The organism is Pantoea sp. SGAir0180 (assembly GCF_043546245.1).
This window is the reverse complement of record NZ_CP028071.1, coordinates 4231596-4246524: the sequence shown is the minus strand read 5'-3', so window position 1 is coordinate 4246524 and position 14929 is coordinate 4231596. Positions and strand designations below refer to the sequence as shown.

Below are 14929 nucleotides of genomic sequence, written 5' to 3'. Positions count from 1 at the left end.
CCTGTCAGGGTCAGCTGCGGCCCACGGAAGCAAGGAACGTTATAGGTTGTGAATCACCGAAATGACACACACCTCTGAATGCAGCTGAAAAATTGACGCGTAATCATACTGGCGTGTACGGACAAACTCAAGCGGGGATTTCATTTAAATCGGCGGGAGACCGCCCCGCTCCCGCGCTTATGTGTGAAAAGCAAGCACGGGCCAAAGCAAGAGGGCGGTTTCGTTAACGGATCAGAGTTGACGCTTAAAAAAGCTGACCAGCGCGGTCAGACCTGACGGCGTAATTTTGTGTCCAATATGCGTTTCGGACAGCGTGGTCAGATGGGCATCAAGCCCCTTTTCGCGTAATGCCCGATCCAGGCGCTGAGTTTCAGCAAAAGGCACCACTTCATCGGCATCACCGTGCCATAACAAAAGTGGCCGGTTCGCCAGGTTCTGCAGCCGGGCTGAAGGATCATAGTCCGCCAGCGACGCCATACGTGCTGTGAACTGGGCTTTCTGTTCTTCGTTCGTTACCACCACGGGCGGAAACAACGTATGACTGAGCTGCATAAAGTAGCCCGATCCCATCATGCAGGCGACGCTGTGAATGTGTGCGTAGCGCGCCATAATCCCCAGCGCCGTCATGCCTCCCATTGAGGCGCCAGCAACGGCAAAGCGCGCATCGGCAATCAGATCGTCGGCACGTAAGGCGGCCTCGATAGCCGGAAATTCATCAATGTTCTGTTTGAGGATGTCCCAGAAATGGCGCAACCGTGTCTCGGCATCACCGTTATAACGCGCACCGTGCATGTCGGCATCGGGCATAACGGCACGGAAGCCTGCCTGCGCCAGCGCAACGGCAAAGTAAGCGTACACCTCTTTGGATGAGGTAAACCCGTGATAGAAAACGAGGGTGGGTAAGCGCTGGCGACGCTGACCCGCAGGCGCAGCATGCAGGCACTCGATTCCTGCAAACCTTTCCGTGGTGAGCTCTATCATTTTTTCTCCTGTCCGACGACAAATTGAGACGACATATTAGGGGGTTAATGTAATTCCGCGCTTCACAACATCATAAAAGCAATAATTTCTTAACTAAACATTTGCGCCGCGCTGCCGTTGTTAGTGCATATTTGACAAAAAATAAAGGTACTTTATGAAACGTTTCTCTCTCAGCAGAACAAGCCTTGGAGTGAAGCTGTGCGCCATAACTTCATTAAGTGTAGGCGTTTTATTGTTAGTTTTGACGCTGATTCAAAGTCAAAATGCTTCACGCCAGTTAGAAAGTCTCGCCATGGATGACATGGTCAATCAGGTGCAGGGCATTACTGAAATGGCGTCCATGTTTAACGCGACGCTGACGCAGGAAGTGGGCAATTATACTCAACTGTTTGTCAGCTTTTTGCCTAAGCGTTTCAGCCGCGATGAAACTTCACGTATTCAGGTGGGCGAGTTTTCAACACCGACTCTGCGTGCCGGGCTCAAAACGCTGAACCTCGATCAAATTGCCGTAGATGATTTTACGGATCGTACGTCGGCCGTCGCCACCATCTTTGTGCGTGATGGTGATAATTTCATTCGTGTTTCCACCTCGCTGAAAAAAGAAGATGGCAGCCGGGCCATTGGCACCCAGCTTGATCGGACCAGTGGGGCCTGGAAAAAAGTGACGCAAGGCGAGATCTACCGTGGACTGGCCACCCTGTTTGGTCACCGTTATATCACGCAGTATCAGCCCGTTAAAGACGACAGCGGTACCGTGATTGCCATTATTTTTGTTGGCGTACAGATCGATAAACAGTACGGCCTGATGCGCGAAAAAGTGCTGGCACGTCGTCTGGGCGACAGTGGGCATTTCTACGTGTTAAACGGCACGCCAGGTGCTATGCAGGGGCAGTACCTGTTTGATAAACAGGCTGAAGGTAAACGTCCCGACTGGCAGGAGGGCGTGCTGAACGCGATGCTGACGCAGCCTGAGGGCGTACAGCAAGCCGATATTGATGGGGAAACCAAAATGCTGGCCTGGCAACAGTTGCCTGGCTGGAACTGGATTGTGGTCGGTGAGGTCAACCGCGACAGCCTGCTGGCACCGGTGATTCACAGCCGCAATATGTTCCTCATAACCGGCCTGATTCTGGTCTTGCTGTTTGCGCCGTGTTTTGTCTGGTACAGCCGTCGTGCCATTACGCGTCCGTTACAGCAGGTCATCCATTTGGCTGAGCAATACGCGGCCGGTAACTTACTGGTTCATCTGGCTACGACGCGCCACGATGAAGTGGGTCAGCTGATTAATGCCATTAACGGGATTGGCGAAGGGCTGGAGAAAATAGTCGCGCAGGTTCGCCGTGCCGCGCAGGAAATCAGCGATGGCACGGATACCATTGCCGCCAGCAGTCACAACATCAGTGAGCAAATTGGGCGCCAGGCAAGCAGCGTTGAAGAGACATCGGCCAGCATGGAACAGTTTGGTGCGACCGTTGAGCATACCGCCGACAGCCTGCGTCAGGCCATGTCGCTGGTAGCCGAGGCCAGCAGTATTGTGGATAACGGCAACCAGACGGTCACCCGTTCGGTCAACACCATGTCCGCCATCAACGTTTCGTCGCAGAGCATCGCTGACATTACGCACGTTATTGAGTCCATTGCCTTCCAGACCAATATTCTGGCGCTGAACGCCGCGGTGGAAGCCGCCCGGGCGGGTGAGCACGGGCGCGGCTTCGCCGTCGTTGCCGCCGAAGTACGGGCGCTGGCACAGCGTTCCGCCCAGGCAGCAAAAGAAATTGATACGTTGATTGCGACCTCAATACGTCATGTTGCTGAAGGCCATGCATTGTCGGAACAAACCCGCGATGCGATGAGCGAAATTGTGACGCATATTGAGCAGGTTCAGGCGTTAATGGGTGAAATTAACGTCGCCGCACAACAGCAAACGGCCGGCATTGGCCAGGTTAACCTGGCGATGAATCAGATTAGCCAGGCCACGCATCAGAACAGTGAACTGGTTACGCAGGCAGAACAGACAGCCCAGAGCCTGAGTGATAAAGGCCACCACCTGACGCAGCTTGTCAGCGTTTTCTCGATTAAGTCGTGATGATCGTGGGGCGGTGGCTTACACTTATCCTGTTAAGGTGACTTTCAAGGATTAGCTATGCGTTATGTTGCGTTACTGACGTTGAGTCTGTTGTTGAGTAGCTGCGCGGCGTTTCAGGAGACGCCGAAAGCCCCGCCCGCGCCAACGGCTCAGGCGCAGTCGATTACCCGCGCGCAAAGCTATGGTTTACCGAAGCTCGGTACGATTAGCGCCAGCGTGAGAGGCTCACCAGATGACGCGGAGCGGGCGATTGCTGCGCGCGCGAATCAGGCAGGCGCCGTTTATTATCAGATTCTGATGGTCGACGAAACGATAACGCCTGGCATCTGGTATACCACCGCGATCCTCTACGGTGCCTCACCGGCCACTGGCGCGCGCCAGTAGGCGATCGGCCAGCGCCGCATCGATAGTGGGGTCGCCCCGCGTATCCAGCCACTGGCCGCACCAGGCATCCGCCAGTCGCGGTTCAGCGTGGCGTAACAGCTGAACCGCTGTGGCCAACTGCAGGATGTCCTGTGTTAACGTCCGCGCCTGGGCTTCATCGTGTTTGCCCAGGCGCAGCTTCAGTTGACGCCAGCGTCTGTCGAAGTGGCGGTTAACGCCCTTTACCTCATCACATTCCCGAATTAACGCTTCCACGATGCCGCTCTTTTTGCTTATCACACGCAGAACGTCCAGACACATCACATTGCCTGAGCCTTCCCAGATGCTGTTAACGGGCATATCACGGTAAAGCCGGGGCAGTTCGCTTTCCTCGCAGTAGCCATTCCCTCCCAGCATTTCCATGGATTCCGCTACAAACGGCATGCCCGCTTTGCAAATCACAAACTTCACCGCGGGGGTTAACAGCCGGGCAAACGCCGCCTGATTCGCGTCATCCGCCTGCGACCAGGCACGCGCCAGCCGCATCAGTAAGGCCGTTTGCCCTTCCAGTTGTAGCGCCTGACGCGCTAACACCTGACGCATCAGGGGCTGATCCACCAGATTTTTCCCCATCACCTGGCGCTGGTGGGCATGGTAAAGGGCGACGGAGAAGGCCCGGCGCATTTGTCCGTGGCTGCCCAGCGCACAGTCAAAGCGCGTCATGCCGGCCATTTTCAGGATCAGGCGCACGCCTTCGCCCTCTTCACCCAGCAGCCAGCCGGTTGCGTCTTTGAACTCCACTTCACTACTGGCATTGGCGCGGTTACCGAGTTTGTCTTTTAAGCGCTCAATGAAAATGGCGTTATGTGACCCGTCCGGCAGCAGGCGAGGCAGAAAGAAACAGCTGAGTCCCTGCTGCGTTTGCGCCAGGATGACGTGGGCATCGCTTTGCGGTACAGAGAAAAACCATTTATGGCCGATGAGGCGATACGCTTCGCCACTTCCCCGTCCCTGCAGCGGCTCTGCGCGCGTGGTATTCGTCAGCACATCGCTGCCGCCCTGCTTTTCAGTCATCCCCATGCCGATCAACAGTCCACGCTTCTGATCGCCCGGCATCGCATGTGTGTCGTAACGATCGCTGAGTAATGGCTCAAGCCAGCCCCGAAACGCGGTGGGCAGATAGCGTTGCAGCAAGGGAATCGCGGCGTGCGTCATCGTCACCGGGCAAAGCGTGCCGGCCTCAACCTGGGCATGCAAAATAAACCGGGCCGCGCGCGCCACGCTGGCGTTTGGCTGTACATCAGGCTGCCAGCTGAGATTATGCAGACGGCTGCTGCACACGCCCTGCATCAGCAGATGCCAGGCAGGATGAAAGCGCACGTCATCCACTCTTATGCCGCGCGCATCATAGCGGTGAAGTTCAGGAGGACAGGTATTCGCAAGCCGCCCCAGCTCCAGCGACTCTGCACTGCCCAGTTGACTGCCTACCGATGCCAGCCAGTCGCTGTCCCATCCGCCGCCTTCACGCAACAGCGCGTCACATAACGGCACGTCAGACAGAAACAGGTTGCTGTTACTGAGAGGAAAAGGTTGATTAAACACGGTGTGAGTTGTCCAGGTCATAACGGCTCCTCGCGATATCACTCACTCAGTATGTAAGGTGAGTGGCCATTATGACCGGACAGAAAACCTAATTTGCGGCGGCGATCACGCGTTGCGCTGACGCACCGCCTCAAACAAACAGACGCCCGTTGCGACTGAAACATTGAGCGAGGAAACGCTTCCTGCCATTGGAATGCTGATCAGTTCGTCACAGTGCTCACGTGTCAGGCGGCGCATGCCTTCGCCTTCCGCGCCCATGACCAGCGCCATCGGGCCTGTCATCTTACTTTGATAAACGGTGTGGTCGGCTTCACCAGCGGTACCCACAACCCAGATGTGATATTCCTGTAGCAGACGTAAGGTACGCGCCAGATTCGTGACCCTGATTAACGGGATGTTTTCCGCTGCACCGCTGGCCACTTTTTTAGCGGTTGCGTTCAGGGGCGCAGAGCGATCTTTCGGCACGATAACGGCATGTACCCCCGCCGCGTCGGCACTGCGCAGGCAGGCACCCAGGTTATGCGGATCGGTGACGCCGTCCAGCACCAGCAGGAAGGGTTTCTCCAGGCTCTGCAGCAGATCCGGCAGATCGCCCTCCTGATACTGCCGACCCGGCTTAACACGTGCCACGATGCCCTGATGTACGCCGCCTTCGACCTGGCTGTCCAGCCATTTGCGGTCGGCCAGCTGAATGACGATCCCTTGAGCTTCCAGCGCGGTCACCAGCGGTTGCAGGCGACGATCGTCGCGGCCTTTGAGAATAAAGACTTCCTGGAAACGTTGTGGGTCACGTTCCAGCAACGCCTGCACGGCATGGATACCAAAAATAATTTCGCTCATCAATCTGCTCAGTGGTTGGAAATAAATGGATAACAGCCCCTGCGCGAACGCAGAGGCCTGGGCGCATCAGGCAGGCTTCGCCTTCTTCGCGGCGCGCTTCGCCTTAGTGGCGGCGGCGATTTTACGGGTTTTCTCCGAAACTTTTTTACTTTTTTTCTCAGTCTTTGCCGCAGCAGGCTTGCTGCCACTCTTGCGGAAAGCGGAATCCGGTTCAAAGTTGGTTTTACGGCTGGCCTGGCGACGGCGTTTGGTTGGTGCTTTACCGTCCCGCTTCGCCTTGTCACGTTCGGTTTTCCCTTCGCCGCGCACCTGACGCTTGCTGGAGATCAACGCAAAGTCAATCTTGCGCTCGTCCATATGGACCGCTTCAACACGTACTTCAACCGCATCACCTAAACGATACGTGCGTCCACCGGATTCACCGATCAACCGCTGCCCCACCGGATCAAAGCGGTAGTAATCATTGTCCAGTGTCGACACATGCACCAGGCCGTCGATAAACAGATCGCTGAGACGGACAAAGAAGCCAAAGCCGGTAACGCTGGAGATGACACCATTGAAGACATTACCGACCTGATCCTGCATAAAGTCACATTTCAGCCAGTCGGCGACATCGCGGGTGGCTTCGTCGGCACGACGCTCGGTCATGGAACAGTGCTGGCCCAGTTGCAGCATCTGCTGCATATCGTAGTGATAACCGCCCGTTGGTGTCGTCAGGCCTTTCACGTCGCCCTGCTCTTTAGCCAGCAAATACTTGATGGCGCGGTGCAGGAGTAAATCCGGATAACGGCGGATGGGTGAAGTGAAGTGAGCATATGACGCCAGCGCCAGGCCAAAGTGCCCACGGTTTTCCGGGTCGTACACCGCCTGTTTCATGGAGCGCAGCAGCATGGTTTGCAGCATTTCCGCATCCGGACGATCGGCAACCTGCTCCAGCAACGCGGCGTAGTCGACAGGCTGCGGTTTATTGCCTCCTGGCAAACTCAGGCCAAGTTCATTTAATACGGTGCGGAAACTTTTGATGCTGTCGTCGCTGGGGCGATCGTGATCGCGGAACAGCGCAGGCTCCTGATTCTTCTCCACGAAGCGGGCAGAGGCAATGTTTGCCAGAATCATGCACTCTTCAATCAGCTTGTGGGCGTCATTGCGCGAGGTGCGTTCAACGCGTTCGATGCGGCGTTCAGCGTTGAAAATGAACTTCGCTTCTTCTGTCTCAAAGGAGATACCACCTCGTTCTTCGCGGGCGGTTTCCAGCACCTGGTACATGTTGTGCAGTTCCTGCAGGTCTTTGACCAGCGGCGCGTACTGCTCACACAGCTCCGGGTTGCCTTGCAGAATATTCCACACTTTGGTGTAGGTCAGACGCGCATGAGAGTTCATCACCGCTTCATAGTGTTTAAAGCCGGTGAGTTTACCTTTTGCCGATACGGTCATTTCGCACACCATACACAGGCGGTCGACCTGAGGATTCAGCGAGCACAAGCCGTTCGACAGCACTTCCGGCAGCATTGGCACTACCTGCGAAGGGAAATATACCGATGTCCCGCGCTGCTGCGCTTCGTTATCCAGCGGTGTGCCGGGGCGAACATAGTAACTGACGTCCGCAATGGCCACCCACAGACGCCAGCCACCTCCACGCTTTTTCTCGCAGTAAACCGCGTCATCAAAATCGCGGGCATCCTCACCGTCGATAGTGACTAACGGCAACTGGCGCAGATCGACACGGCCTTTTTTCGCCGACTCCGGCACCTCTTCACTCAGCTTGCTCACCTGAGCTTCAACCTCTGGCGGCCAGCTGTGCGGAATTTCATGGGTGCGCAGCGCCATATCCACGGCCAGGCTGGTGCCCATATCATCGCCCAGAATCTCGGCGATTTTACCGATTGCCTTCGAACGGCGGGTTGGACGTTGTAAAAGCTCAACGACCACGACGGACCCCATGCGGGCATTCATGGTTTCTTCAGGCCCGATCAGAATATCGAAGCTCAGACGACTGTCGTCGGGCACAACAAAGCCAACGCCGGCATCAGTGAAATAACGGCCGACGATTTGATTATTGCGCGGTTCCTGAACCCGAACGACACGCGCTTCGCGGCGACCTTTTCGATCGGCCCCCAGCGGTTGCGCCAGGATGACATCGCCATGCATACAAAATTTCATCTGTTCGGCAGAAAGATACAGATCGTCTTTTTGCCCTTCAACGCGTAAAAAGCCATAGCCATCGCGATGACCAATGACCTTTCCACGCAGCAGATCAAGACGTTCAGGCAGGGCATAACACTGGCGGCGGGTGAAAACTAACTGGCCATCACGTTCCATTGCACGTAAACGACGGCGTAAGGCTTCGAGGTGTTCTTCTTCCTGCAAATTCATTTCTTGTGCCAGCTCTTCGCGGCTGGCAGGTTTTTCGCGTTTTTCTAATAAAGCCAGAATAAATTCACGGCTTGGAATAGGGTTTTCGTACTTTTCAGCTTCTCTGTCCAGAAAAGGATCTTTTGACATTACGGTTCCTCCGATGTCATTGAGTATTCATTGCCACCGGCGGTTCAGACAATACAATTTCATATAAAGGCGTATTACCTTCCACTAAATCTGCCAGCGTATAGCCGTCCAGTTCTTTTAAAAATAACTGTACGGCATCATGTAAGGCCTGCTTAAGGCGACAGGCAGGCGTGATAGCGCACCGGGCGCAGTCAACCAACTGCAAAGGTTCCATTTTGCGAACCACATCACCAATGATGATATTTCCCGGAGGCATTCCCAGACGAATGCCCCCATTTTTGCCACGTATGGCCGCAACAAACCCAGCACGACTAAGTTGATTGATAATTTTGACCATATGATTACGCGACACGCCATACGTATCGGTGACCTCTGTAATACTGGTTAGTCTGCCTTCCGGCAGCGTGGCCATATAAATCAACGCCCTCAGGCCGTAGTCGGTAAAACTAGTTAGCTGCACAGTGACCTCAGTCAATCATTCGGTGGCACCTGTATGCTCGCCCGTCCTGTTGTTTATTTCAATATTGAACTGGTTCTGACGTATTTCGCTACGATGATAAACCAGAGTGTTGGCGGCTGTGTATTTTTTTCAGCCAGTGTAGAGTTGGACAAGCGAAGGGAGTTTTAGTGGCATTAAATCACATAAAAAACAAAGGCCGGACATTGTCCGGCCAGATGATGATTACGCGCTGAATGGGTCACGCAGAATCATTGTCTCGCTACGATCAGGGCCGGTTGAAATAATATCAATCGGAACACCGGTCACTTCTTCTACACGTTTGATGTAGTTGCGCGCCGCCTGAGGCAGGCCTTCCAGCGTTTTAACGCCAAAAGTGGTTTCGCTCCAGCCCGGCAGAGTTTCATAGATCGGCTCAATGCCTTCCCAGTTCTCAGCAGCCAGCGGCGTAGTGGTGACTTCACTGCCGTCAGGCATGCGATAAGCCACGCAAATTTTTACTTCTTTCAGACCATCCAGTACGTCCAGCTTGGTCATACAGAAACCAGACAGTGAGTTGATCTGCACCGCACGGCGGACCGCAACGGCATCCAGCCAGCCCGTACGACGACGGCGGCCTGTAGTGGCACCAAATTCGTTACCTTGCTTGCAAAGGAACTCACCGGTTTCATCGAACAGCTCGGTAGGGAACGGACCCGCACCCACACGCGTTGAGTAGGCTTTAACAATACCCAGTACGTAATCGACAAAACGCGGGCCGATACCTGAGCCTGTCGCCACGCCACCGGCGGTGGTGTTGGACGAGGTCACATAGGGATAGGTACCGTGATCGATATCCAGCAGTGTTCCCTGCGCGCCTTCAAACATAATCAGATCGCCACGCTTACGCGCCGTATCCAGCAGTTCAGACACATCGACCACCATGCCGGTCAGGATGTCGGCAACCGCCATGACATCGTTCAGCACTTTATCGTAGTCGACGGCTTCTTCTTTGTAATAATTCACCAGCTGGAAGTTATAGAGATCCATCACTTCTTTCAGCTTGGCAGCAAAGGTTTCTTTGTTGAACAGGTCGCTGACGCGCAGTGCACGACGGGCAACTTTGTCTTCGTAAGCCGGTCCGATGCCACGGCCCGTCGTCCCGATCGCTTTTGCACCGCGCGCTTTTTCGCGCGCCATGTCCATGGCGACATGGTATTGCAGGATCAGCGGACAGGCTTCAGAAATCAGCAGACGTTCGCGTACGGGAATCCCACGCTCTTCCAGGCCTTTCATCTCTTTCATCAATGCTTCAGGAGAGAGAACCACGCCATTACCAATGATGCTGGTAACGTTATCACGCAGGATGCCAGAAGGGATTAAGTGGAGAACGGTTTTTTCACCGTTGATGACAAGTGTATGGCCCGCATTGTGGCCGCCTTGATAACGCACCACGTAGTTAGCGCGCTCAGTCAGAAGGTCTACAATCTTACCTTTACCTTCGTCACCCCATTGGGTGCCCAGTACGACGACGTTCTTACCCATTTCTCAAAATCACCGATTGCTTAAAAAAGGATTCTACCATCTGATTTTATGGTTTTCAGCACTTTTAGCACACGATTGCGCGCTTTTTTGCCTGCGTTTTGATCACTACTACATCCAGGGGGTAAACACGACTTCAGATACCACACAGACGGCGAGCGCCATCTTATCAGGCTTCGCCATGCAGCCGCAGCATGCAGTAAATCACCACGCCGGCGACCACTAATCCCCCACCAAAACGGTGTAAAAGCCGATCGGGCAACTGGGTCATGCTCAACACTACGCGCCGCCACAGCCGTGGCATAAACATCGGCCCCAGTCCCTCGAGCACTAAAACCAATGCCAGTGCCATCCAGATATTTACGTTCATTCCGCATCCAAAAAAAAGGCCGACAACATTGTCGGCCTGTCAGTTATATCAGTTCTTAGCGCGTGGCGTTAGACGGTGCCTTCATATAGCGGAAGAAGTCACTATCCGGGCTCAACACCATCACGTCCTGATTTTCGTTGAAGCTGTTTTCATAAGCACGCAGGCTGCGGATAAAGGCGTAGAAATCCGGATCCTGACTGAAAGCATTCGCAAACAGTTTTGCCGCTTCTGCATCGCCATCACCGCGGGTAATCAGGGCTTCACGCTGGGCTTCTGCCAGCGTACGGGTAACCTGATAGTCAGCCTGAGCACGCAGTTTTTCCGCCTCTTCCTGACCTTGTGAACGCTGGCTACGCGCAACCGCTTCACGCTCGGCGCGCATACGGTTAAAGATCGCATCTGAGACTTCCGTCGGCAGATTGATCTGCTTGATCCGCACGTCAACAACCTGAATCCCTAACGCCGCCATACTGTTTGGATTTGGCGCAGGTTCACTGCTGTTGGTTTCCCGTTCAACCCGTGCCGCTGCACTGGCGATAGCATCATCTGCGGCTGGTGTAGACACGTCATCGTCACCGCCTGCCGTACCGGTATTCAGCGCATCGCGGACATCCGTGGTCAAACGACCACGAGAATCGGTCACGATGTCTTTCACGTCGAGACGGCCCATTTCTGAACGTAAACGGTCACTGAATTTACGCTTCAGCAGCACTTCGGCCTGAGACACATCCCCACCACCGGTTGCCAGGTAGTAGCGACTGAAATCGCTGATGCGCCACTTAATGTAAGAGTCGACAATCAGATCTTTCTTCTCTTTGGTGACGAAGCGATCGGCCTGGTTATCCATGGTCTGGATACGCGCATCCAGCATTTTAACCGTTTCGATAAACGGAATCTTGAAATGCAGACCCGGTGCAAAAACCTGAGGCTTGTTTTCGCTGTCGCGCAGGACTTTACCAAAGCGCAGGACAATACCGCGCTCACCTTCCTGTACCACGAAGAGCGACGCATAAATGGCGACCAACGCGATAATAATGACAACTATGACTGGCTTACGCATTGATTACTCTCTCCCTTCGCGCTGGGTATCGTTGCGCAGAGCGTTGGCTCGACGCTGATCCATGATGCTGTCTGGACTGTATGACGACGTGTCCGTGCGGCTTGCACTCCGATCGGAAAGTGACGGCAATGCTGCGCTGCTCTTTTGCCCGTTCTTCGCAGAGGAAGACTGAACACCACGCATCAGTTGATCGAGAGGCAGAACCATCAGGTTGTTACCACGATCGTTCACCAGCACTTTACGTGTATGACTCAGAACACGCTCCATGGTCTCAATGTACAGACGCTCTTTGGTAATTTCCGGCGCGGCTTTGTATTCCGGTAAAAGCTTGGCAAAACGCGCCACTTCACCCTGTGCTTCCAGCACCGTGCGCTCTTTATAAGCACGTGCTTCTTCCAGCACACGCTGCGCACGACCGTTAGCCCGCGGCTGAACTTCGTTCGCATAGGCTTCCGCTTCACGCACATACTGCTCACGGTTTTCACGCGCGGCAATCGCATCATCAAACGCTGACTTCACTTCTTCAGGAGGACGCGCCGCCTGGAAGTTAACGTCAAGCACCGTGATGCCCATATGGTACGGGCGAATGGTTTCGTCGATTTCGCGCTGCGTTTCGCTACGCACGACCGTACGACCTTCTGTCAGAATACGATCCATGGTAGAGCGACCAATTACGCCGCGCAGCGCACTGTCCGTTGCCTGACGCAGGCTGTCGTCCGGGCTGGTAACAGAGAACAAATAGCGTTCCGGATCGGTTACGCGGTACTGCACGTTCATCTCCACGCGCACGACGTTTTCATCAGAGGTCAGCATGACGCCCGATGCCGCCAGTTCACGCACGGCTTCGACATTCACGGCGCGGACCTGATCGATAAAGGTGGGCTTCCAGTTCAGGCCTGGCTCAACGATGTGGCTGAACTTACCAAAGCGCGTGACAACACCGCGTTCCGCTTCTTTGATCGTATAAAATCCGCTTGCTGCCCAGATCACTACTGCCGCAACAGCGACAATGCCAAAAAGTTTGCCGCTACCGCCGGAACTGCGCTGACCATTGTCACCTTTATTGCCGCCGCCGAATCCGCCAAGCTTTTTACTCAGCTTGCGGAAGATATCATCCAGATCAGGAGGCCCAGATTCCTTACCTCCCTTATTCCCCCCAGAGTTGCCGCCTTGATTATTGCTGCTTCCCCACGGGTCGCGGTCCTGTCCGTTATTTCCGGGCTGATTCCACGCCATGTCATTACTCCATTTATAGTTTTAGCGGCTTACCCTTGTGATTTTCCGTTGTGGCGGCACTGGCTGCGTCTGTGTTCCCGACTCGCCGACCCGGTGAAGAGAGTGGCCGTCGGGAAATATGTCAACTAACGCCGCGCAACAACATAAAATCGTCAGGGTAAGTTCGGTTTGGCAATCTCAAACAATATAACTGGTCAGCGACGGCTCCTGCTTGCATAAGCGGTGCCAGTCAACAATCGGCATTCGCACATGCAACCCCACACTGCCGTCCTCTTCGTTCCACTCTTTTTCAATCGCCTGCAACTGATAGAAACGGCTGCGTAAGCGCCCCGCATCCGGTGGCAAACGTAAATCGTACTGGGCAATCTCGCCCGACAGACGCTCGGACAGCGCCTGCCATAACAGCGGAATCCCCGCCCCCGTCTGCGCAGAGAGCCATACTCGCACCGGCAGGTTATTTTCGTCACGGTCAATGCGCGGTTCAAAACCGTCCAGCATATCGATCTTATTCATGATCAGTAACGCGGGAATTTCATCGGCTTCGATTTCTTCAAGCACCTCATTGACAGCATCTATGTTTTCATTGACCCGTACGTCGGCTGCATCGATCACATGCATCAGCAACGTGGCCTGGCGGGTTTCCTGCAAGGTAGCTTTAAATGCGGCCACTAAATCATGCGGCAGATGGCGGATGAAGCCGACGGTATCGGCCAGCACAACTTCACCGACATCGGCAACATTCAGGCGACGCAGCGTGGGATCCAGCGTGGCAAACAGCTGATCCGCGGCATAAACGTTGGCAGAGGTGATGGCGTTAAAAAGGGTAGACTTGCCGGCGTTGGTGTAACCCACCAGCGAGACAGTCGGCACATCGGCTTTAGCGCGCGCCTGTCGTCCCTGCTCGCGCTGTTTTTCAACGCGTTCCAGACGTGACAAAATCTGGCTGATACGGCCACGCAATAAACGGCGGTCAGTTTCTAACTGCGTTTCACCCGGGCCACGCAGGCCAATACCGCCTTTCTGGCGTTCAAGGTGCGTCCAGCCTCGTACCAGGCGTGTTGCCAGGTGACGCAACTGCGCCAGCTCAACCTGCAATTTCCCCTCATGGGTACGTGCACGTTGGGCAAAAATATCAAGAATCAGGCCAGTGCGGTCGATAACACGGCACTCGCACAGGCGCTCAAGATTTCGTTCCTGAGCGGGCGTTAAGGCATGATCGAAAAGGACGACCGATGCTCCACTTGTTTTTACCGCATCGGCAATTTCAACGGCTTTTCCTTCACCGACAAAATACTTGGGATGTGGCGCTTTACGACTGCCGGTGACAACCTGCAGTGCTTCAACGCCAGCAGAAGAAACCAGGGTTTCGAATTCCTGTAAATCTTCGAGCTCTTTGTCTTGGGAGAACCAGATGTGTACCAGTACGGCCTGCTCACCGGCATCATAACGGTCAAACAAGCTATAACCTCGCTTATATAAAAAGACCAGGACGGAAAACCTGAGGCTTTCCAGTCCTGGTTAAACGGTGCCGCCTTACTCTGCGTTATCACCGTCTTGTTGTGGCTGCGACTGAGCAGACGTATTGCTGCCGCCGTGATGGTAATTGTTGTTGCTGCCACCGCCGGTATTGTTGCTATGGTGAGAAACCGGACGTGAAGGCACAACAGTAGAGATGGCATGCTTATACACCATCTGACTTACCGTGTTTTTCAACAAAATAACGAACTGATCAAAGGATTCAATCTGACCTTGCAGCTTGATACCGTTGACCAAATAGATCGAAACCGGAACACGTTCACGACGCAGTGCGTTCAGAAACGGGTCTTGTAATGATTGCCCCTTAGCCATTCTATCTTTTCCTTATATGCTTGTTGTTTGTTGCTTGTAGAACACAGTGGTTCTGAAAAAAAC

13 protein-coding genes are annotated in these 14929 nt (G+C 54.4%); 2 read left to right on the top strand and 11 right to left on the bottom strand.

Going from position 1 to position 14929, the window contains the following annotated elements; translation table 11 throughout:
* Positions 1 to 231: 231 nt before the first annotated feature.
* Complete coding sequence (gene yjfP / locus C1N58_RS19955) at positions 232 to 981, bottom strand: esterase (protein ID WP_394550260.1); 750 nt, start codon at positions 979 to 981, stop codon at positions 232 to 234.
* 154 nt (positions 982 to 1135) lie between these two features.
* Between yjfP and C1N58_RS19950 the strand changes: the two genes are divergently transcribed.
* Both C1N58_RS19950 and bsmA read left to right on the top strand, forming a co-directional pair.
* Positions 1136 to 3067, top strand: a complete 1932-nt coding sequence (locus C1N58_RS19950; RefSeq protein ID WP_394550259.1) for a methyl-accepting chemotaxis protein — start codon at positions 1136 to 1138, stop codon at positions 3065 to 3067.
* A 57-nt stretch (positions 3068 to 3124) separates the two neighbouring features.
* Positions 3125 to 3451, top strand: a complete 327-nt coding sequence (gene bsmA, locus C1N58_RS19945) for a biofilm peroxide resistance protein BsmA (RefSeq protein WP_283785748.1) — start codon at positions 3125 to 3127, stop codon at positions 3449 to 3451.
* Here bsmA and C1N58_RS19940 read toward each other — a convergent pair.
* The 10 genes from C1N58_RS19940 to hfq all read right to left on the bottom strand — a co-directional run bounded on the left by C1N58_RS19940 (position 3425) and on the right by hfq (position 14866).
* A complete protein-coding gene (locus tag C1N58_RS19940) occupies positions 3425 to 5053 on the bottom strand; it encodes an isovaleryl-CoA dehydrogenase (protein ID WP_394564434.1) in 1629 nt (542 codons plus the stop codon). The two genes, bsmA and C1N58_RS19940, sit on opposite strands and share 27 nt — an antisense overlap.
* 84 nt (positions 5054 to 5137) lie before the next feature.
* On the bottom strand, positions 5138 to 5872 hold the full coding sequence (gene rlmB / locus C1N58_RS19935) for a 23S rRNA (guanosine(2251)-2'-O)-methyltransferase RlmB (RefSeq protein ID WP_033740035.1): 735 nt from the start codon (positions 5870 to 5872) through the stop codon (positions 5138 to 5140).
* Positions 5873 to 5938: 66 nt separating this feature from the next.
* On the bottom strand, positions 5939 to 8374 hold the full coding sequence (rnr, locus tag C1N58_RS19930) for a ribonuclease R (RefSeq protein WP_006120935.1): 2436 nt from the start codon (positions 8372 to 8374) through the stop codon (positions 5939 to 5941).
* 16 nt (positions 8375 to 8390) lie between these two features.
* A complete protein-coding gene (nsrR, locus tag C1N58_RS19925; RefSeq protein ID WP_054633015.1) occupies positions 8391 to 8834 on the bottom strand; it encodes a nitric oxide-sensing transcriptional repressor NsrR in 444 nt (147 codons plus the stop codon).
* Positions 8835 to 9056: 222 nt separating this feature from the next.
* Positions 9057 to 10355 (bottom strand): adenylosuccinate synthase, encoded by a 1299-nt coding sequence (locus C1N58_RS19920; protein WP_033740036.1) that lies wholly within the window; start codon positions 10353 to 10355, stop codon positions 9057 to 9059.
* 166 nt (positions 10356 to 10521) lie between these two features.
* On the bottom strand, positions 10522 to 10722 hold the full coding sequence (locus C1N58_RS19915; protein WP_006120939.1) for a DUF2065 domain-containing protein: 201 nt from the start codon (positions 10720 to 10722) through the stop codon (positions 10522 to 10524).
* A gap of 55 nt (positions 10723 to 10777) precedes the next feature.
* Positions 10778 to 11782, bottom strand: a complete 1005-nt coding sequence (gene hflC, locus C1N58_RS19910) for a protease modulator HflC (RefSeq protein ID WP_006120940.1) — start codon at positions 11780 to 11782, stop codon at positions 10778 to 10780.
* Between the two features lie 3 nt (positions 11783 to 11785).
* On the bottom strand, positions 11786 to 13018 hold the full coding sequence (gene hflK, locus C1N58_RS19905; RefSeq protein WP_033740037.1) for an FtsH protease activity modulator HflK: 1233 nt from the start codon (positions 13016 to 13018) through the stop codon (positions 11786 to 11788).
* Positions 13019 to 13195: 177 nt separating this feature from the next.
* The gene (gene hflX / locus C1N58_RS19900) at positions 13196 to 14476 is read right to left on the bottom strand and encodes a ribosome rescue GTPase HflX (protein ID WP_006120942.1); all 1281 of its coding nucleotides are present in this window, start codon (positions 14474 to 14476) and stop codon (positions 13196 to 13198) included.
* Between the two features lie 75 nt (positions 14477 to 14551).
* Entirely contained in the window at positions 14552 to 14866 is a 315-nt protein-coding gene (gene hfq, locus C1N58_RS19895; RefSeq protein ID WP_033740039.1) for an RNA chaperone Hfq, read from the bottom strand.
* Positions 14867 to 14929: the final 63 nt, after the last annotated feature.

Bases quoted from the DNA above. Each gene is read 5' to 3' on its own strand.
- bsmA (WP_283785748.1), top strand. From the start codon at position 3,125: ATGCGTTATGTTGCGTTACTGACGTTGAGTCTGTTGTTGAGTAGCTGC.
- hflK (WP_033740037.1), bottom strand. From the start codon at position 13,018: ATGGCGTGGAATCAGCCCGGAAATAACGGACAGGACCGCGACCCGTGG.
- C1N58_RS19940 (WP_394564434.1), bottom strand. From the start codon at position 5,053: ATGACCTGGACAACTCACACCGTGTTTAATCAACCTTTTCCTCTCAGT.
- C1N58_RS19950 (WP_394550259.1), top strand. From the start codon at position 1,136: ATGAAACGTTTCTCTCTCAGCAGAACAAGCCTTGGAGTGAAGCTGTGC.
- rnr (WP_006120935.1), bottom strand. From the start codon at position 8,374: ATGTCAAAAGATCCTTTTCTGGACAGAGAAGCTGAAAAGTACGAAAAC.
- C1N58_RS19920 (WP_033740036.1), bottom strand. From the start codon at position 10,355: ATGGGTAAGAACGTCGTCGTACTGGGCACCCAATGGGGTGACGAAGGT.
- hfq (WP_033740039.1), bottom strand. From the start codon at position 14,866: ATGGCTAAGGGGCAATCATTACAAGACCCGTTTCTGAACGCACTGCGT.
- C1N58_RS19915 (WP_006120939.1), bottom strand. From the start codon at position 10,722: ATGAACGTAAATATCTGGATGGCACTGGCATTGGTTTTAGTGCTCGAG.
- yjfP (WP_394550260.1), bottom strand. From the start codon at position 981: ATGATAGAGCTCACCACGGAAAGGTTTGCAGGAATCGAGTGCCTGCAT.
- rlmB (WP_033740035.1), bottom strand. From the start codon at position 5,872: ATGAGCGAAATTATTTTTGGTATCCATGCCGTGCAGGCGTTGCTGGAA.
- hflC (WP_006120940.1), bottom strand. From the start codon at position 11,782: ATGCGTAAGCCAGTCATAGTTGTCATTATTATCGCGTTGGTCGCCATT.